Below are 17,967 nucleotides of genomic sequence, written 5' to 3'. Positions count from 1 at the left end.
AGTTTCGGATCAGTTGGGTATTTTATGGGATTGTAACGGATATCCCCGGTCGCGGAAGTGACTGTATCGAGTTCTGGAGCGCGCGAGGGAGTCGGGGTGCTGGCAGACGATCTCGGCGAGGCGCTCGAAACGGCTGAACCAGGCGGGAATATCGGCACACAGGTTGATGAGCAGGCCGTGGTGCATGCCGGGGTCCTCACCGCTGTTGATCTCGATGGCGGCCTGCTGGTCGATGTTCTGCGGCGCGTGCGGCAGGAAGCTGTCTTCCCGGTAGGTCCACAGCAGGTCGTCCAGTTTCTGTGCGCGCTCACTGTCGTCCACTGCGATCAGTACCCGCAGGCCGCTGCGGAAGGCCTTTTCGGCCAGGCGGCAGGCGAAGAGGTCGATCTGCTCCGGGCTTTCGGAGGGGAGGACGTAGAAATCTATTCGAGTCATTTAGTTGTTTAATGTCGTGGACTTACCGCGAAGGCTGCATCCGGTAGCGACGCCGCCACCCTGCCAAAATCCGTGCGCTGTTGAGGGCGCAGTGGCGGCACTGCTACCGGTGGCCGTTCGCAGGACACGCCGTGAACCCATCCCTGGGGGCTTGTCGAAAAGGTCCCTCTTTTCGACAGTCCTGCGAACGGCCACCGGTATCAGAGCCTTCTCATCGTGTTTCTGGCTACGTAGCAAATACGAGTGAGGTTATTTTTTGTTCAAAATATATTGCAACAACAGCGGCACCGGGCGTCCGGTTGCGCCTTTGGCACCGCCGGAATTCCAGGCACTGCCGGCGATATCCAAGTGTGCCCATTTATAGCCCTGGGCGAACTGGGACAGGAAGCAGGCCGCGGTGACGGAACCGGCTTCGCGGCCGCCGATGTTCTGCAGGTCGGCGAAGTTGGATTTGAGCTGGGCGTGGTACTCGTCCCACAGCGGCATACGCCAGGCGCGGTCGCCAGTGTTTTCGCCAGCGGCCAGCAGTTCTTCTGCCAGTTTGTCCTGGTTGGCGTACAGACCGGTGGCGTGGTTACCCAGGGCGATCACGCAGGCGCCGGTGAGGGTGGCTATGTCGATGACCACCGAGGGCTTGAACTTGCCGGCCCAGGTGAGGGCGTCGCACAGTACCAGGCGGCCTTCCGCATCGGTGTTGAGGATTTCGATGGTCTTGCCGGACATGGAAGTGACGATATCGCCGGGCTTGCTGGCGCGACCGCTGGGCATGTTCTCCGCGGCGGCAACCACGCCAACCACGTTGACCGGTGCATTCATCTCCACCAGTGCATTCATTACCCCGAAAACGCTGGCGGCGCCGCACATGTCAAACTTCATCTCGTCCATCTGCATGCCCGGCTTGATGCTGATACCGCCGGTATCGAAGGTGATGCCCTTGCCCACGAGCACGATAGGCTTCTGGCCAGCCTTGCCGCCCTTGTAGTTCATCGCAATCATCGCCGCCGGTTCGTCGCTGCCCTTGGCGACGCTCATAAAGGCGCCCATGCCGAGGGATTCCATCTTCTTGTTGTCGAGCACGGTAGTGGTGAGTTTTGCGTGTTTTTTCGCCAGCGCTTTCGCCTCGGAGGCCAGGTAGCTGGGGGTGCAGATATTGCCCGGGAGGTTGCCCAGCTCGCGGGCGATATTGCTGCCGAGGGCCTGGGCACTGCCCTGGTCGATACCGACCTGTACCGCTTTCAGCTGCTTTTTGTCCGCAGCATGTACCGTAAAGTTGGCCAGCGCATTGGGCTTGGCATCGCTCAGGCAGCGGGTGAACTTGTAGCCGGCGAGGCCCGCGGCCAGTGCCAGCTGCTGGGCCTGCCAGGTGGTATCGGCGTCGGAGACGGTCAGTTCGGCGAGGTAGCTGGTGGCGTTCTTGAAGCCGGTAACGGCCTTGGCGCTGGCATTGGCCAGCTTGCGAAAATCGGCCTGGCTCAGGCTGGAACCACCGGCACGCACCAGCAGCACGCGCTCGGCGCCGCCGTCGAGTTGTGGGATCAGCAGGGTACTGGCGGTCGCTTTGCCGAGGTCGCCGCGTTTCAGCAGCGCGCTGAGTTTGCCGTTGCCCGCCTTGTCCAGGGCATCGCCGCTGGCAGTGAGGCGGTTTTTGCTGTCGACGGCAATGATGGCGCAGGCGCTGCGCTGTTTGCAGATGTCGCTGACCTTGGCACTGAACTGCATGGTTTGAATTCCTTACTTTTTCAATGGTTTTTGCGGGGCTGGCGGCGCGCCGGTTTTGCGGCCAAACTCCCGAAGTTTCGTGCTCTGCCGTGTGTGTGCGGGCCCGTCTTCGCACAACGAGCCCCCGGTGGCGAGCCGATTGCATTTTGCGGGCCCCAGACCGAGACACGGCGGACCTTTTTGGCGATAATGCGCGGCTCAAGTTTAACCCGATAAGGATCGGATTGCTTGGTCGCGGTGTCCTATCGTCTGTCAGACTTCTGTTACAGGGTCGCCAATTCCATTCGCCATTGATTCCAAAGCTATCAGGGAAGCTGGTCGTTAAGTGATTATTTTCCGCTACCTCTGTCGCGAATTACTGGGTGCGACACTGGCCGTCAGCGCAGTGTTACTGCTGATGGTAATGAGTGGCCGGTTTGTGAAGTACCTGGCCGAGGCGGCGGCGGGGGACCTTTCCGCGGGTATCCTGTTTTCCCTGATGGGCTACCGCCTCCCCGGTTTTCTCGAGCTGGTCATTCCGCTGGGCTTTTTCGTCGGCATTCTGCTGGCTTACGGCCGCCTCTATATCGAAAGCGAAATGACGGTGCTGCATGCCTGCGGCTTCAGTGAGCGCCAGCTGCTGCGCTACACCATGGTGCCGGCCTTGCTGGTGGCTGCATTTGTGGCGGCCATGAGCCTGTACCTGACGCCCACCGGTATCGAGCGCACCTCCCACCTGCTGACCGCCGACAAGACCCGCAACGAATTCGATCACCTGGTGCCGAAGAAATTTATCGCCACCGAGGGCGATCGCGCGGTGTATTACGCCGAAGGCCTGAGCGACGACCGCTCCACCATGCACAATGTGTTTCTTGCCGAGCTGGGCTCGTCCCGGGGCGAGACCGAGACCGACTACCAGGTGGTCACCGTGGCCAGTGAGGGGATTCAGCAGATAGACCCGGAAACCGGGCTGCGCTACCTGGTGCTGAAAGACGGTTACCGCTACGAGGGTATCCCCGGCCAGAAAGATTACCGGCAGATGGCGTTTTCCAGCTATGAAGTGTTGCTGGATATTCCGCGGGTGCGCTCCAAAACCAGTGAGCGCATCCAGTCCATGTCCACCGCGGCGCTGTGGAAAAGCGACAATCCCCGCGAGCGCGGCAATCTGCACTGGCGTTTCAGCCTGCCGGTGCTGGTGCTGATCGTGGCGGTATTGGCGGTACCCTTGAGCCGCACCAACCCGCGCCAGGGTCGCTACGCCAAGATGATCCCGGCGGTGCTGCTGTACATCATCTATCTGGTGGCACTGCAGGGCGTCCGCGGCGGGATTGAAGACGGCAAAATTGAGCAGCCGTGGGCGCTGTGGCTGGTGCATCCGCCATTCCTGATCCTCGGGTTGCTGCTCCTCGGCGGGCGCAACTGGCGCCGGCCGCGCAAGCGTGCCGCTCCGGAAGGAGGTAGTGATGTCGAAGCTTGATGGATATATCGCGCGCACGGTAACCCTTTCCATTCTCGCGGTATTGATGGTGATACTGGGGCTGGATGTGATCTCGGCCATCGTCGATCAGCTCGGTGAGCTGGAAGGCGATTATCAGTTCCCCAATATGCTGGAATATGTGCTGTGGACCCTGCCCGACCGGGTATACAGCCAGCTGGGTTTTTCCGCCCTGGTGGGTTGTATGGTGGGGCTCGGCACTCTGGCGGGTACCAGTGAACTGACCGTGATGCGGGCCTCGGGAGTTTCCATTGGTCGCATCGCCTGGGCGGTAATGAAACCGGTGATCGCGCTGATCGTGCTCGGCCTGTTGCTGGCGGAGCTGGTGATTCCGGTCACCAATCAGGAAGCGACCAGCCGCAGGGCGATTGCCAAGGGGGAACTGGAGGCGTCGGGCCTGGAGCAGGGGCTGTGGCTGCAGGACGGCGATGAATTCGTACACTTCAATGCCGCGCTGCCCGGCGGCACCCTGTTCGGGGTTACCCGCTACCGTTTCGACGATGCGCACCAGCTGCAGCGAGTGGTGTTTTCCGAGCGCGGGCATTTCACCGGTGGCCAGTGGCAAATGCAGAACAGCCGTCAGACCACACTGACGCCGGAAAGGGCGGACAGCAGTCGCGAGGCGCGCAGCGTATGGGATTCGGATATTTCCCCGGATCTGTTTGCGATGGTGGTGCCCCTGCCGTCGGACCTGTCGCCGCGCAATCTGTGGTCTTACGGCAAGTTCCTCGACCGCAAGGGGGAGGAATCCGGGCGCTACTGGCTGGCGTTCTGGAAGAAGGTTTTGCAGCCGCTGACCATCGCCGGCCTGGTGATGATGGCAATCTCGTTCATCTTCGGCCCGCTGCGGGAGGTAACCACCGGCCTGCGGGTGTTTACCGGGGTGATCGTGGGGATCGTATTCCAGACCATGCAGGATATGCTCGGCCCGTCTTCGGTGGTGTTCGGATTCTCACCGTTTATTGCGGTGATTGTTCCCATTCTTGCCAGCTTCCTGCTGGGGTGGTTGTTGCTCAAACGTGCGCGTTAATTTGTAGGTTCGCAACCGGTGCCGGGTAGCCGGCCCGGTATCGGCGCCTGCACGGGAAGTCCAGCGACTTGAACAACTCGTGGTTAGATTGCGTTAACCCTTCTTCTTCTTCTTCGGCAGCACCCGCACTTCAGTATCCGACGCCAGATCCTGCCAGGTGGCGCCGTCATCCCGGAACAGGCCCCAGAAAAAACCCAGCCCCGCACAGGCCAGTGACACCGGCGCCACCAGCGCCCGGATTACACACTGGCGCCAGCTCAACTGAACCCCATTGTTATTGGCCACCATCATGCGCCAGGCGCGCATGCCGATGGTCTGGCCGGCGGCGCGCCAGGACCAGAAGAAATAGGCCGCGGTCACCGCCACCAGCCCCGTTTGATACAGCGGGCCGCCGACACAGGGGGTGTAATCCAGTGCTTCCGGGTGACAGTTGAGGGCGCCGAAGGTGGAGGTGATCAGCATTGCCAGGAAACCATACACCATCCACAGGCCGGCGATGATCAGGGCATCGTAGACCAGTGCCATCAGGCGCCTGGCGGGGCCGGCAACCGGCAGGTGGTTGAACTGGGTCGGGGTGTTAACGGGGTGGGGCACGGGAATCTCCGCCGGTTAAATTGGCGGAGATTCTAGGGAATCGCGGGGGCGGGGTCGAGCGGCGTTGGATCGCTCAGAATTCGTACTCGAAAGAAATTTTGAACTTGTCGTCAGACAGGCGCACATCGTAATCCAGCGCGCTGTTCAATTTGCCGTGGCCCTGGGTGTAGCGCAGCAGGGGGTGCTGCTTGTTGCGCTTGTGCTGTTCCATATAGGTGCGAAAGCCCATCTTCAGGATTTCATTGACCGCGCGACCGCCGGTAGATGTCTGGGTCTGCTCCGGGTTGGTGTGCATCTCGAGCCACTGATGATTCAGGCGACGCTGCACCATACCCATGGAGTTGTTGCGCAGATTATCGGCGGATTGCAGTAGGGCCTGGTTGTCCATGCCAAAGGCGCTGTCGATGAAGAAGGCGTTGTCGGCCTGGAGGTTGAGGGCGCTGGTGGAGTCGGGGATGAATATGTCGTCGGCAAGTGCACAGGTGGATAGGGGCAGCAGCAACAGGCTGAGCATTGCTGGCAGGCACTTGCTGGAAAGAAACCGATTACCGCATGTTTCCATGGATCCACCCCGGGGTGTTTTCTGTGTTTGTGGCAGTTTCTGAACAACTGCTGAATTTATTATGGCTCACCCTTTATGAACTGATGTATCTCACAAAATTCGAAATTGATCCAACAACCTTTGTGAATATTTTCCATTCTTCAGTCATTTTTATGCGAACCGCGCCATTGCTGGCCCTCACAGTTTCGCCCATTTAACGGGGCCCGTAGTGAAGATGACGCCAATGAATTTTTATATCAAAACCTGTTAGTCATCTTCCGTGTTATGAAAAAGTTGTCTAGTGGGATACTGCTTAAGACTCTAGGGGAAAGACGGGTCACCGAACAGTTGACAGCGTTGTCTTTTGAGTTATGGTGGGCGCTGCAAGAACAACTCCGATAAAGAATTCCAATAGAGACACACATGAATCGGCTCCCCCTGTTCGCCAGCCTGGCGCTATCCACCCTGCTTGCATCCTGTGGCAACCCCGTCGATGGCTCGGGTGAAAAGGCCGCCAGCACCGTCCCCGCCGGCCAGTCAGCGCCGGTGCGCATTGCCCAGCACTTTGCGGTAACCCAGGAAGTACTGACCAACTTCCAGGGCGCGGATGCCGGGATGCGTGCGCAGTGCAAACGCGCCGGTGGCAGCGGGGCCATCTGTTCCACCTTCCGCATCAGCCTGAGCAACCGGGGGCCGGCGATCGCTGCTGACGAGCGCGACTGGACGCTGTATTTCCACAGCGTGCGCCGCACCTTCGAACTGCTGAATAGCGACGCCTTTATCCTGGAGCGGGTGAATGGCGACCTGCACCGACTGACTCCCACAGACCAATTCCCCGGGATTGCCGCGGGGGAGACCCTGGCGCTGGATTTTCTTGCAGAGAACTGGTTCCAGTTCGAGTCCGACCTGCAGCCGCGGCTGTTCGTGGTGGACGGCGACGGTCAGGCGCGGGTGATTGCCTCCACCGATACCGACAATCTGGAAGGCCAGGTACTGCCGATCGACAAAAATGACCCGGACAACTGGAAGCGCGTCGCCGCGGACGCCAATGTCCTGGCTACCGCAGCTACCCGCTTCGAGCGATTCGGCGCCAACGCCGGCGCCGTGGAGGCCGCTGACTGGCGCGCGCGGATCATCCCGCAGCCACTGTCGGTCACTCTGCGGGCCGGCGACGCGGTAGTACTGGAGCGCGGAATCGCACTCGCTGGTGACCTGGCGGAGGGCAACCGGAAGGCGCTGAGCCAGCGCCTGGCGCAGCTGGGACTGGCGCCGGCGGGCGCGGGAGATTTTCCGGTAGAGGTCACCCTGGATTACGCAGCATTTGACGACAAACCGACAGGAGCCTATACGCTGAGCGTCACGGACAGGGGCGCCCGGGTCCATGCCGGGGACAACAGCGGTGCTTTTTACGGCGTGCAGTCGCTGCTGGCACTGATAGACCTGAACAGCCGCAGCCTGCCACAGGCCGAAGTAGAAGACGCACCGCGCTTCCCCCACCGCGGGTTATTCCTGGACGTTGGACGCAATTTCCACAGCAAGCGGGTGGTGCTGAAACTGCTGGACCAGATGGCCGCCTACAAACTCAACCGTTTCCACTTCCACCTGTCGGACGACGAGGGCTGGCGCCTGGAGGTTCCCGGTCTGCCGGAGTTGACCGAAATCGGTGCCAAGCGCTGTTTCGACCTGGAAGAAAACCGCTGCCTGCTGCCTCAGCTGGGTTCCGGTCCCAACACGGACAATAACGGCAGCGGGTACTTCAGCCGCGACGACTATATCGAAATCGTCGGCTACGCCGCCGACCGCCAGATCGAGGTGGTGCCGGAATTCGACATGCCGGCCCACGCCCGATCGGCGGTGGTGGCAATGGAGGCCCGCTACCGCAACCTGAAGGGCGAGTCGGAAGAAAAGGCGCAAGAGTTCCGCCTGATCGATCCAGAAGACGATACCCAGTACCTGTCGGTACAGTTTTACAACGACAGTTACATCAACCCCTGTATCGACTCTACCTACAATTTCGTCGGCAAGCTCATCGCTGAAGTACAGGCGATGCACCGGGAAGCCGGTCAGCCGCTTGCGGCCTGGCACTTTGGCGGCGACGAGGCGGTAAACATCCTCGCCTCGGGCGCATTCGAAGTGGGGCCGGGAGAAAATCCGGACAAGGGCGATGTCGCTGAGGCCCAGCGCAACAAGCCCTGGAGTAACTCCCCGCAGTGTCAGAAGCTGATTGCCAGCGGTGCAGTCAAATCCCACGACGAGCTGGGTGAGTTTTACGCCAAGCGGGTCAGCAAACTGGTGGCGGATGCCGGTATTCCCACCATGGCCGCCTGGAATGATGGCGTAAAGCGCATTGCCGACGCCGGTAAAGAGCTGGCCACCGAGCACAACTATGTCAACTCCTGGGGCCCGCTGTTCTGGGGCGGTGGTGACGAGAGTGCGCACTTTGCCGAATCCGGCTTTGACGTGGTGCAGTCGCACTCCGACTACCTCTATTTCGATATGCCACAGGAAGTCGACCCCAAAGAGCCGGGTTACTACTGGGCGTCCCGCTACACCGATACCCGCAAGACGTTCAGCTATGCGCCGCTGAATACGGCGCAGCTGGCAGAGATCTACCCGAATCGCGATGGCATCGGCTACACCGCTACGAGCCCGCAGGAAAGTTTTGCCGACAGTGTGCGCGGCATCCAGGGGCAGCTGTGGAGCGAAGTGGTACGCACCGACGCACTGGTGGAATACCAGATGTTCCCGCGCCTGCTGGCCCTGGCGGAGCGCGCCTGGCACCGGGCAGGTTGGGAACTGCCGTTAACAGAAGGGCAGAAGTTCTCCGCGGAAACCAGTTTTGTCGACCAGCGGGCACTGGCGGAGGACTGGGCGGGATTCGCCGCCGCGCTGGGACACAAAGAGCTGCTGAAGCTGGACCGTGCCGGTGTCGGTTACCGCATTCCGGTACCCGGTGCTGCATTGCAGGGCGACGAACGGGCAACCGCCATGCCATACCCCGGACTGGCACTCGAATACTTTGATGGCGGCCGGTGGCTGCCGGTGGCCGACAGCGTGCCGGCATCCGCCACTGCCCTGCGCGCGCGCAGCGCCGACGGCGCGCGCGCGGGTCGCGAGGTACCCCTGAACCCCGCCCACAGTGTCAGCACGCGCTGACGCTTTTTAAGCGCCGGTATTGCTGCCAGAGGATGCAATACCGGCCAGCACACCAGCTCACCTCTATTCCATGCAGCTTTCTTCAGGTCTGGCTTCAGCCGTCCTGCAGTCGTCTTTTTACCTTCTACTTGCCTTCTACCCTGACAGTTGCCGGATAGCGGCGTGAATTCTGCGTCAGTAACCGGTCTACAATTGGCGAACGGAAAACCCGCTTGTGGCTGGCAGGGGAGGGGAAAATGGCGCGAAATATGGTGTACGACTATGTGATTGTGGGGGCGGGCTCCGCTGGCTGCGTCCTCGCCAATCGTCTTAGTGCGGATGAGCAGAACCGCGTGTGTCTACTGGAGTCGGGGCCGTCCGATCACAACCTGTTGATTCAGATGCCGGCGGGTATCGGTTACCTGCTGCCGGGCAAGCGTTTTAACCTGCATCACTACACCGAGCCCCAGGAGCACCTGAACCAGCGCAAACTGTTCTGGCCGCGGGGGCGTGTGCTCGGTGGCAGCAGTGCCATCAACGCCATGATCTACACGCGCGGCAACGGCGCGGACTATGACGAGTGGGAAAGGGCGGGCAACCCCGGCTGGGGCTGGGAAGGCATCTTGCCCTATTTCCTGCTGGCGGAAGGCAATACCCGGGGCAGCGACGCACATCACAGCGGTTTTGGTCCTCTCGCAGTATCCGACCTGAAATGGCAATCCGCGGCCGGCCGGGCGTTTGTGCACGCCGCCCAGGAGGCCGGGCACCGGCTCAACAACGACTTCAACGGTCAGCAGCAGAATGGTGTCGGTTTTTACCAGGTGACGCAGAAGCATGGCCGCCGCTGCTCCTCCGCGACTGCCTACCTGTATCCGGCGAAAAACCGCCCCAACCTGAGTATCTTCACCAGTACCAAGGTCGCGTCACTGGAATTCAAGGGCGACCGGGTAAGCGCGGTGACCCTGATGAACGGGAAGCGGGTGGTCGCCAACAAGGAGGTGATCCTGTGTGCGGGTGCTATCCAGTCACCGCAACTGTTGCTGCTCTCGGGCATCGGGCCGCAGGCGCAGCTGAACAAACTCGGTATTACCGTGCAGGCCCACCTGCCCGGTGTGGGGCAGAACCTGCAGGACCACCTGGATATCACCCAGGTGGTGGAGACGAATAAAGAGGTTGGCTTCAACGATGCCTTGTGGCCGAAACTGAAAACCGCACTGCACCTGCCAGAGTACCTGCTATTGAATTGCGGCATGCTCACCAGCAATGTGGCGGAGGCCGGTGGTTTTGCCAGTTCCAGCCTGGCCGGCGGCCAGCCAGATATCCAGTTCCACCTCACCGCCGCGCCGCTATTCAATCACGGACTGCAAAAGCGGCCAGGCAACGGGTATTCCCTGCACGCCTGTGCACTGCGTCCAAAAAGCTGCGGTTCTATCAGTCTGGCTTCCCGCGATCCGAAAGCGCCACCTCTGATCCAGCCGAATTATCTCAGCGCTGCGGAAGATATGCAGGTGCTGGTGGAAGGGTTTGAAATGGCCCGGGATATCATCGCTCAGGCCGACCTGCAGCGACTCCACAAGCGCTGGTGGAGTCCCGGCGAGGCACTGACAGGCAGGGAAGAAATCGAACAGTTTATTCGCCAGCACGCCGAAACCATTTATCACCCGGTAGGCACCTGCAAGATGGGCAGCGATGAAAATGCCGTGGTGGATGCCCAGTTGCGCGTGCGCGGCGTGGATGGACTGCGCGTGGTAGATGCCTCCATAATGCCGACCCTTGTCAGTGGCAACACCAATGCACCGGTGATTGCCATTGCCGAAAAAGCCGCGGAAATGATTCTCGACAAACCCGCGATCACTTCGACCAGGGAAATAACCGAAGACGCATGATCTGGCAGTGCCCCCATTGCAAACAGCCGCTGAACAGCGAAAACCAGAGTTGGCGCTGCAACAACGGCCACAGTTTTGACCGCGCCCGCGAGGGCTATGTCAACCTGTTGCCGGTGCAGAAAAAGCGCAGTCGCGAGCCGGGGGATTCCAGTGAAATGCTGCAGGCGCGGCGGCGTGTTCTCGATGCCGGTCACTACCGGCCCCTGGCGGATGCAATCTGTGCAATGCTGGCAACCGATATTGAAGGGCGGTGCCTGGACATCGGTTGCGGTGAAGGTTACTACGGTCGCGCGCTGGCAGCGGCGGGTTGGCCGGCAGGCAGGATCATCGGCATCGATATTTCCAAGCCCGGGGTGCGCCTCGCGGCCAAGAGCCTGCCAGAGGCGCAGTTTGCGGTGGCCAGCAGTTTTGACATTCCGCTGGTGGATGCGAGCGCAACCCGGGTGTTGCGGGTGTTTGCGCCGGGCCCGGCGACGGAGCTGCAGCGGGTGATGGCGCCCGGTGGTGTATTGCTCGAGGTGTCGCCGGGGCCGGAACACCTGTGGAGCCTGAAGCGCGCACTGTATCGCGAACCGCGCCCGCATACGGCGCCGGCAGAAGTGGAAGGTTTTATGCCGGCTGCGGAAATGCACTGCTGTTTTACCCTGGAATTGCAAGGGGAAGCGGCAATCGCGGATTTCCTCGCGATGACACCCTTTGCGTGGAAGGGGGACAGTGAGGCGCGCGCGGCACTGGAGCAGAAAAGTACACTGCAGCTGGAAGCGGATTTCCTGTTGCGCAAACTGGTCAGGAACTAACAGCGTGGCAACACCGCGGGATTTTATGTTTATGCAGCGGGCACTGGAGCTCGCCGCGCAGGGGGCGGAACTCGGCGAAGTACCGGTGGGTGCGGTGCTGGTAATGGACGGGGAAATCGTCGGCGAGGGGTTTAATCAGCCGATCAGCGCGTGCGACCCCAGTGCCCATGCCGAGGTTGTGGCCCTTCGCGCGGCGGCCGCCAAGCGCAAGAACTACCGTCTGCCGGACAGCACCCTGTACGTCACCATCGAGCCCTGTACCATGTGTTTTGGAACCCTGATCCACGCGCGGGTGGCGCGCCTGGTCTACGGTGCAGCGGAGCCTCGCGCCGGTGTGGTGGCCAGCCAGTTACAGCTGCCGCAGCAGGTTTTTTTCAATCATAAAATACAGGTGGAGGGGGGCGTGCTGGAGGAGCAGGCGGGCGCCCTGGTAAAGGAGTTTTTTCAACAAAGACGCTGACATGTTACACGCCTTTCTCATCAACGGGTTTCTTGTAGCCTTCGCGGTGCTGATCCATCACGAAGTGCTCAACGGCCTATTCAAGCTGGGGCACAAGTTCCACCCGCACCGCAATGTGGGGGTGCTGATGGGGGTGTTCGGCGCGCTGGTGGGCCACGTGATCGAAATCTGGATGTTCGCGCTTGGCTACTTCTTTATGTACAACTCGCCGTACTTCGGCACCCTCACCGGCAATTTCAACGGCACCCTGATTGACTGCGCCTACTTTTCCTTCACCACCTATACCTCACTGGGTTTCGGTGATGTGGAGCCCCACGGAGAGCTGCGCTTTACCGCGGGACTGGAGGCGCTGACCGGGCTGGTGCTAATCACCTGGACCGCATCTTTCCTGTTCCTGAAAATGCAGAAGTACTGGCACAGCTACGAGGAAGGGAACTGAAGGCCGGGTGCCGCGCACCCGATTCGATTACAGCTGGATTGCCGCCACTGTCTGCTCCACCACACTGCGCAACTGACCTGCGGATCCCTCGTCCACCAGCCTGCCGTCGGCGTCGAACACATTCGTGGAACCCGGCACCGCCAGCATGGTGGGGGTAATCCAGGTGCCGAGTGGCTGCAGGATATCCCGCAGGTGGTTGAGACCGCGCATACCGCCGAGGCCGCCGGGGGAGGTGGCGAAGAGCGCGGCGCGCCGGCCCTGGAACAGCTCTGCGCGGTCAAACTGGCCATCCGGCCGCGACACCCAGTCAATCAGGTTTTTCAGTGCGGCGGTCACCGAGCCGTTGTACTCGGGGCTGGCGATCAGCAGTCCATCGGCAGTGGCAAACAGGTCTTTCAGTGTGCGCACATTGTCGGGAATGCCCGCGGCTTCCACGTCCTCATCAAATATCGGCAGGGGGTAGTCCCGCAGGTTGATTTCGGTCACTTCGGCACCGGCATCGCGGGCCATCTGCGCGGCGTTGGCGGCCAGATGGCGATTGAAAGAGTCCTGGCGCAGGCTGCCGGCCAATGCCAGCAGGCGGGGTTTGCGTTGTTCACTCATGCATACATCCTCTCTGTGCCCGGCTGTTGTGGAGCAGCACGGGGTCATTCGATGGACGCATTTTGGGCTATCCGCTGAAGGACATAAATGCACTGTGCGCAATGTTTGTGTGCAAATTTGCACAGAAGGGTGTCAGCCCCTAGAGTTACCCGGAATGGGGCGTATCCGGAAAAGGGGGGGGATATGGCGGTAAAAGACTGGAACAACCTGCACTACGCGCTGGCTGTGGCCAGGGCGGGCACGCTTTCCGGGGCCGCGCTGGAACTGGAGGTCTCCCACTCCACGGTGCTGCGCCGGATCGACGCCCTGGAAAAATCCCTCAGCACCCGCCTGTTCCACCGCCACGCGCGGGGCTATGTGCCCACCGAAGCGGGGCGCATGCTGATGAGTGCGGCGGAAAACATGCAGGACCAGCTGGATCAGCTGGTGGGACGTGTCCAGGGCGTCGATGAAGAGCTGCACGGCACCCTGATCGTCACCACCGTGAACAATCTGATCCCGCACCTGATGCCGATGATGCGCAGTTTCCAGCAGCGCTATCCCCAGGTGCGCCTGCAGATGGTGGCGGACCGCCGGCAACTGCGGCTCGAGCATGGCGAGGCGCACATCGGTATCCGTCCCGGCGCCAGGCCCACCGCGCCGGACTATGTGGTACAGGCGGGCATTACTCTCCAGAACTCGCTGTATGCTTCCGAGGCTTATATTCGTGAGTGCGGACCATTGAAAGGGCTGGACCAGCTCGCGGGCCATCGTTTTATCGGCACCATTGAGGAGATGCCGTTCATTCCCTATATCGACTGGGTGGCGCGCAATGTGCCAGAGGAGCAAGTCGTTTTTCGCTGCAACGAATTTGGCCCGTTTGAGGAGGCCGCGCAGCACGGGGTGGGTATAGCGCCGCTGCAGTGCTGGAGTGGCGAAACCAATCCCAACCTGAAACGGCTCCTGTCGCCGCCACAAGCCTGGCAGACAGACCTGTGGCTGGTGACCCATAGGGATATGCATCGCACCCGCAAGGTACAACTGTTCCTGGACTGGTTGAAAAAGGGATTGGCGGAATTGCCTGCGGAAATTGGTATTCAGCAATAGCCCCGATATAGTTGCGGGGTAAATTCTAATAACCAGCGGAAATTTTCATGAACCCCTCACGAAAGCTTCTCTCCCTTCTCTCCCTGGAAGTTTCGCCAAATTTCCTCGGTAAAACCCTGTTGTCCCTCCTGTTAGTACCCTTGGCACTTGCGGGTTGTGGTGAGCGGAAATCTAGCGCGCCGGAACAGCAGCCGGACAAGTCCGTCGAAGAGGCGAGCGCCGATACACAGAAAAGTACTGTGGATGACAGCGACGAGACTCCCGACCTGGACCAGTTGGCGGAAGACTATGTGCGCCTGGTGCTGACACTGGGTAACCACGATAAGAGCTACGTGGATGCCTATTACGGCCCCGCGGAGTGGAAGACCGCAGCGACCGGGGACAGGGCCACTGCGGCGGAACTCGCGAACCGCGCGGAACAGCTGCTGGCACAACTACCGGAGAGCATCGAGCCGGGGGATGACCTGCAAACCCTGCGTGCCCACTATCTGAAGACCCAGTTGCGGGCGGTGGTGTACCACGCACACCACCTCGCGGATGCCAACTTCCGCAACTTCGATCGCGAAGCGCAAGCCCTTTACGATACGGTGCCGCCGGTGCAGGAATTTGCAGACTTTGAACCGGTGCTGGCGCAACTGGAACAGCTGCTGCCGGGCGACGAGCCACTGTACCTGCGGGTAAAGGCGTTCCAGGACCAGTTCCAGATCCCTGAAGACAAGATGGGGGCCGTGTTTGACGCCGCCATCAAGGGCTGCCGGGACCGCACTAAGGCCCATGTCACCCTGCCAGCCAATGAAAATTTCGTGTTGGAGTACGTGCAGGATAAACCCTGGAGTGGCTACAACTGGTATCAGGGCAATGCCCAGAGCCTGATCCAGATCAACACCGAGCTGCCCATCCAGATCGACCGCGCCATCGACCTGGGTTGCCATGAGGGCTACCCCGGCCATCACACTTACAACGCGCTGCTGGAGCAGATGCTGGTGAAAGACAAGGGCTGGATGGAGTACAGCGTCTACCCGCTGTTCAGCCCACAGTCCCTGATTGCCGAGGGCAGTGCCAATTACGGTATTGACCTTGCCTTCCCCGGCGAGGAACGCCTGGCATTCGAAAAGGCCGTGCTCTATCCGTTGGCCGGGCTGGATCCCGCAGAGGCAGAAAAATACGATCAGGTGCTCGCCCTCAAGGGCAAGCTGAGTTTTGCGGAAAATATCGTTGCCCGGCAGTACATCAATGGCGAAATTGACAGCGATAAAGCGATCGAGCTGTTCCAGCAGTACGCGGTGATGAGCCCGGAGAAGGCCAGACAGCGCGTGCGATTTGTGGATACCTACGGTGCCTATGTGATCAATTACAACTGGGGCAAACAGTTGGTAAAGGAATACGTGGAGCAGGGGAACGGCAGCCAGGATGAGCGCTGGCAGCGTTTTGCCAAGCTGTTGTCTTCGCCGCGCTTGCCGTCATCCCTGAACTGGTAATTGGTGCGATCGATAATGGATTATCAAGCCGCACGCACCTATCTGCTCGAGCGTCCCGAGGCCGTCGAGGATTTCCCCTTCGGCCCGGACGTGGCGGTCTTCAAAATCAAGGGCAAGATGTTTGCCACGCTGAGTACCCGGGAGGGGGTTGCGCAAACCAACCTGAAGTGCGATCCCGACGAGGCCCAGGCGCTGCGGGATATCTTCACTGGCGTTTTGCCCGGGTACCATATGAACAAGGCGCACTGGAACACCGTACTGCTCGATGGCAGCGTGCCGGATTATGAGGTCGAGCGGATGATGGATCGCTCCTATGGACTGGTGGTAAAGAGTCTGCGCAAAGTAGAGCGTCAGGCGCTGGAACTGGCTTTTGGGATAGAAGAAATTTACCGCTAAGTTGTGACGCTATTCAGACAGGTCATCAATTGAGCGCCCCCGAATATATTCCAATACGCGCAGTATTTGTTTATGCAGGCAATAACTGGCGGTCGCCAGGTTGCGGACAAAGTGCTCCTCGGATGTCCCGGGTCCGTCGAGCAGGTTGGTGATGGATTTCAGTGCGACAAACGGGGTTCCCTTGAGCATGCACACCCAGGCCGCGGCGGCGGCCTCCATTTCCTTGGCGACCGCGCCAAATTCCTCGATCACATCGATATCCCGCGGGTGCTTCTGCAGCGAGCTGCCGGAGGACACTATGCCTGTCGGTAACCCGAGGTCCGCCGCCATTCTGCGTACATTCAGTGCCGGGTAATGGCCGATGGCAGACTGATCAAAACCGGGCAGTGGCACCAGCCGGTCGTGGAATACGAAGCGGTCGTCACTCAGGTAGACGGTGCCGATATCTGCTCCCCGCGCGCCAAAGCCGCCGGCGGTTCCGGCGCTGATCACCAGGTCCGGGGCAAAGTGGTCAATGGTGGTGTAGGTCATCAGAGTGGCTGCGACGGGCCCGATGTTATCCACCGCAAAGCGTGGATCGTGGCCGCTGACGGTGACAGATATATCAAGATCATGGGCCTTGCCGGAATAGGTATTGAACGGCAGATCGCCGTCGCGTACCGCCGACGTTGGTTGAAGCCCCAGGGCATCGATCACCGGGCGGGCTTCCTCCCGCATGGCAAAGAGCAGTGAGACTTTCTTGATCGGGAGGGGCATGTGTAGGGGGCTCCAGATGCATGGGGCTGGCGATTTGCCGGCAGGCTGCGAACGGCTGTGAATCAGGTATCATATCGCGCTATGTTTTAACGATCATCGCGCGTTCCCCAGTGATAGGTACGATGTGGAACAGCCCGCCGAATTCAGGAGTAAAAGTGGAAGAATATATTGTTGATGTAACGGCCCAGAATGCCCAGCAGGTGCTGATCGAAGAATCCATGAAGCGCCCGGTGGTGGTGGATGTCTGGGCCGACTGGTGCGAGCCCTGCAAGCAGCTGATGCCGGTGCTGGAGAAGCTCGCCAACGAGTACGCCGGGCAGTTCCTGCTGGCCAAGCTCAACGCGGATACCGAGCAGGCGCTGGCGGGCCAGCTGGGCGTGCGCAGCCTGCCGACGGTAATGGTGCTGAAAGAGGGCCAGCCGGTGGACGGCTTTGCCGGCGCGCAGCCGGAGCAGCAGATCCGCGAGATGCTGGACAAGTACCTGCCCAAGCCCTGGGATATCAAACTGCAACAGGCCCAGCAAATGGTGGCGGATGGCCAGCTGGACGAAGCTCTGCCGATCCTGCGCCAGGCCTACAGCGAATCCGGCGAACGGGCCGATATCGCCAAACAGTACGCCGCGGTACTGCTGGAAAAAAATCGCGCCAAGGACGCCGAGGAAATACTCGGCAAGATCCTGATGGCAGACCAGGATGCGGATTACCAGCAACTGATGGCGCAACTGGAGCTGAAACTGCAGGCGGCGGACTCCCCGGAAATCCGTGCGCTGCAGGATGCGGTCACTGCCAATCCCGGCGACTACGAGTCTACCTACAAGCTGGCTGTGCAGCTGACCCAGAGCGAGCGCCATGAAGAGGCGCTGGAAATGCTGCTGAACATCCTGCGCTCGGACATGGGCTTTGCGGACGGCGCGGCCAAGCAGGCCTACCTGGATATCGTCAAGGCGCTGGGTGCCGGTGATCCGGTGGCGACCCGCTACCAGCGCAAGCTGATGACCCTGATGTTCTGAGCATGTACAAGCTCTGCGTTTATATCCCCGATTCTCATCTGGAGCCGGTCAAGCAGGCACTGTTCGCCGCCGGTGCTGGCCGCATCGGCGCTTACGATAGCTGCTGCTGGCAGGTGAAGGGGCTGGGG

General features: G+C 60.6%; 17 protein-coding genes. 11 read left to right on the top strand and 6 right to left on the bottom strand.

The window, feature by feature from the left end:
* Positions 1-9: 9 nt before the first annotated feature.
* Together QZ511_RS05975 and QZ511_RS05970 are read right to left on the bottom strand one after the other, a co-directional pair.
* Entirely contained in the window at positions 10-435 is a 426-nt protein-coding gene (locus QZ511_RS05975; RefSeq protein ID WP_295800416.1) for a DNA polymerase III subunit chi, read from the bottom strand.
* A 249-nt stretch (positions 436-684) separates the two neighbouring features.
* The gene (locus QZ511_RS05970) at positions 685-2,154 is read right to left on the bottom strand and encodes a leucyl aminopeptidase (protein WP_295800413.1); all 1,470 of its coding nucleotides are present in this window, start codon (positions 2,152-2,154) and stop codon (positions 685-687) included.
* Between the two features lie 325 nt (positions 2,155-2,479).
* Here QZ511_RS05970 and lptF point away from each other — a divergent pair, with 325 nt between their 5' ends.
* Positions 2,480-3,610: an LPS export ABC transporter permease LptF gene (gene lptF / locus QZ511_RS05965; RefSeq protein WP_295800410.1), complete on the top strand. Its 1,131-nt coding sequence runs from the start codon at positions 2,480-2,482 to the stop codon at positions 3,608-3,610.
* Complete coding sequence (lptG, locus tag QZ511_RS05960) at positions 3,597-4,658, top strand: LPS export ABC transporter permease LptG (protein ID WP_295800407.1); 1,062 nt, start codon at positions 3,597-3,599, stop codon at positions 4,656-4,658. Before lptF ends, lptG begins: the two co-directional genes overlap by 14 nt.
* Before the next feature lie 93 nt (positions 4,659-4,751).
* Here the strand turns inward: lptG and QZ511_RS05955 are convergent, their stop codons facing one another.
* Positions 4,752-5,252: an RDD family protein gene (locus QZ511_RS05955; RefSeq protein ID WP_295800403.1), complete on the bottom strand. Its 501-nt coding sequence runs from the start codon at positions 5,250-5,252 to the stop codon at positions 4,752-4,754.
* A 73-nt stretch (positions 5,253-5,325) separates the two neighbouring features.
* The gene (locus tag QZ511_RS05950; protein WP_295800401.1) at positions 5,326-5,814 is read right to left on the bottom strand and encodes a hypothetical protein; all 489 of its coding nucleotides are present in this window, start codon (positions 5,812-5,814) and stop codon (positions 5,326-5,328) included.
* Between the two features lie 402 nt (positions 5,815-6,216).
* On the opposite strand from QZ511_RS05950, the gene QZ511_RS05945 reads away from it, so the two are divergent.
* From QZ511_RS05945 to QZ511_RS05925, 5 genes are all read left to right on the top strand, one after another.
* The gene (locus tag QZ511_RS05945) at positions 6,217-8,949 is read left to right on the top strand and encodes a family 20 glycosylhydrolase (protein ID WP_295800399.1); all 2,733 of its coding nucleotides are present in this window, start codon (positions 6,217-6,219) and stop codon (positions 8,947-8,949) included.
* Between the two features lie 236 nt (positions 8,950-9,185).
* Entirely contained in the window at positions 9,186-10,814 is a 1,629-nt protein-coding gene (locus QZ511_RS05940; protein ID WP_295800397.1) for a GMC family oxidoreductase N-terminal domain-containing protein, read from the top strand.
* A complete protein-coding gene (locus QZ511_RS05935) occupies positions 10,811-11,611 on the top strand; it encodes a putative RNA methyltransferase (protein ID WP_295800393.1) in 801 nt (266 codons plus the stop codon). Before QZ511_RS05940 ends, QZ511_RS05935 begins: the two co-directional genes overlap by 4 nt.
* A 25-nt stretch (positions 11,612-11,636) precedes the next feature.
* Complete coding sequence (gene tadA, locus QZ511_RS05930; protein WP_366935621.1) at positions 11,637-12,071, top strand: tRNA adenosine(34) deaminase TadA; 435 nt, start codon at positions 11,637-11,639, stop codon at positions 12,069-12,071.
* A 1-nt stretch (position 12,072) separates the two neighbouring features.
* A complete protein-coding gene (locus QZ511_RS05925) occupies positions 12,073-12,510 on the top strand; it encodes a potassium channel family protein (RefSeq protein ID WP_295800386.1) in 438 nt (145 codons plus the stop codon).
* Positions 12,511-12,537: 27 nt separating this feature from the next.
* On the opposite strand, the gene QZ511_RS05920 is transcribed toward QZ511_RS05925, so the two are convergent.
* Complete coding sequence (locus QZ511_RS05920; protein ID WP_295800384.1) at positions 12,538-13,113, bottom strand: NAD(P)H-dependent oxidoreductase; 576 nt, start codon at positions 13,111-13,113, stop codon at positions 12,538-12,540.
* Between the two features lie 183 nt (positions 13,114-13,296).
* Here QZ511_RS05920 and QZ511_RS05915 point away from each other — a divergent pair, with 183 nt between their 5' ends.
* Genes QZ511_RS05915 through QZ511_RS05905 form a run of 3 tightly spaced genes read left to right on the top strand, consistent with a single transcriptional unit; the run spans position 13,297 to position 16,073 of the window.
* Positions 13,297-14,199, top strand: coding sequence for a LysR family transcriptional regulator (locus QZ511_RS05915; protein WP_295800381.1), 903 nt, complete (start codon positions 13,297-13,299; stop codon positions 14,197-14,199).
* 47 nt (positions 14,200-14,246) lie between these two features.
* Entirely contained in the window at positions 14,247-15,677 is a 1,431-nt protein-coding gene (locus QZ511_RS05910; RefSeq protein ID WP_295800378.1) for a hypothetical protein, read from the top strand.
* Positions 15,678-15,692: 15 nt separating this feature from the next.
* Complete coding sequence (locus tag QZ511_RS05905; protein WP_295800377.1) at positions 15,693-16,073, top strand: MmcQ/YjbR family DNA-binding protein; 381 nt, start codon at positions 15,693-15,695, stop codon at positions 16,071-16,073.
* Between the two features lie 9 nt (positions 16,074-16,082).
* Here the strand turns inward: QZ511_RS05905 and QZ511_RS05900 are convergent, their stop codons facing one another.
* The gene (locus QZ511_RS05900; RefSeq protein WP_295800374.1) at positions 16,083-16,829 is read right to left on the bottom strand and encodes a hypothetical protein; all 747 of its coding nucleotides are present in this window, start codon (positions 16,827-16,829) and stop codon (positions 16,083-16,085) included.
* Between the two features lie 155 nt (positions 16,830-16,984).
* On the opposite strand from QZ511_RS05900, the gene trxA reads away from it, so the two are divergent.
* Entirely contained in the window at positions 16,985-17,839 is an 855-nt protein-coding gene (trxA, locus tag QZ511_RS05895) for a thioredoxin (RefSeq protein ID WP_295800371.1), read from the top strand.
* Positions 17,840-17,967: the final 128 nt, after the last annotated feature.

It is taken from the genome of uncultured Microbulbifer sp. (genome assembly GCF_913055755.1).
Classification (GTDB): domain Bacteria; phylum Pseudomonadota; class Gammaproteobacteria; order Pseudomonadales; family Cellvibrionaceae; genus Microbulbifer.
The sequence above is the reverse complement of the archived record's forward strand: the minus strand, read 5'-3'. Positions and strand labels throughout refer to the sequence as shown.

Excerpts from the sequence above, each read along its gene's own strand:
- QZ511_RS05975 (WP_295800416.1), bottom strand. The coding sequence starts at position 435 with ATGACTCGAATAGATTTCTACGTCCTCCCCTCCGAAAGCCCGGAGCAG.
- QZ511_RS05970 (WP_295800413.1), bottom strand. The coding sequence starts at position 2,154 with ATGCAGTTCAGTGCCAAGGTCAGCGACATCTGCAAACAGCGCAGCGCC.
- lptG (WP_295800407.1), top strand. The coding sequence starts at position 3,597 with ATGTCGAAGCTTGATGGATATATCGCGCGCACGGTAACCCTTTCCATT.
- QZ511_RS05950 (WP_295800401.1), bottom strand. The coding sequence starts at position 5,814 with ATGGAAACATGCGGTAATCGGTTTCTTTCCAGCAAGTGCCTGCCAGCA.
- QZ511_RS05945 (WP_295800399.1), top strand. The coding sequence starts at position 6,217 with ATGAATCGGCTCCCCCTGTTCGCCAGCCTGGCGCTATCCACCCTGCTT.
- QZ511_RS05940 (WP_295800397.1), top strand. The coding sequence starts at position 9,186 with ATGGCGCGAAATATGGTGTACGACTATGTGATTGTGGGGGCGGGCTCC.
- QZ511_RS05935 (WP_295800393.1), top strand. The coding sequence starts at position 10,811 with ATGATCTGGCAGTGCCCCCATTGCAAACAGCCGCTGAACAGCGAAAAC.
- tadA (WP_366935621.1), top strand. The coding sequence starts at position 11,637 with ATGTTTATGCAGCGGGCACTGGAGCTCGCCGCGCAGGGGGCGGAACTC.
- QZ511_RS05925 (WP_295800386.1), top strand. The coding sequence starts at position 12,073 with ATGTTACACGCCTTTCTCATCAACGGGTTTCTTGTAGCCTTCGCGGTG.
- QZ511_RS05920 (WP_295800384.1), bottom strand. The coding sequence starts at position 13,113 with ATGAGTGAACAACGCAAACCCCGCCTGCTGGCATTGGCCGGCAGCCTG.
- QZ511_RS05915 (WP_295800381.1), top strand. The coding sequence starts at position 13,297 with ATGGCGGTAAAAGACTGGAACAACCTGCACTACGCGCTGGCTGTGGCC.
- QZ511_RS05910 (WP_295800378.1), top strand. The coding sequence starts at position 14,247 with ATGAACCCCTCACGAAAGCTTCTCTCCCTTCTCTCCCTGGAAGTTTCG.
- QZ511_RS05905 (WP_295800377.1), top strand. The coding sequence starts at position 15,693 with ATGGATTATCAAGCCGCACGCACCTATCTGCTCGAGCGTCCCGAGGCC.
- QZ511_RS05900 (WP_295800374.1), bottom strand. The coding sequence starts at position 16,829 with ATGCCCCTCCCGATCAAGAAAGTCTCACTGCTCTTTGCCATGCGGGAG.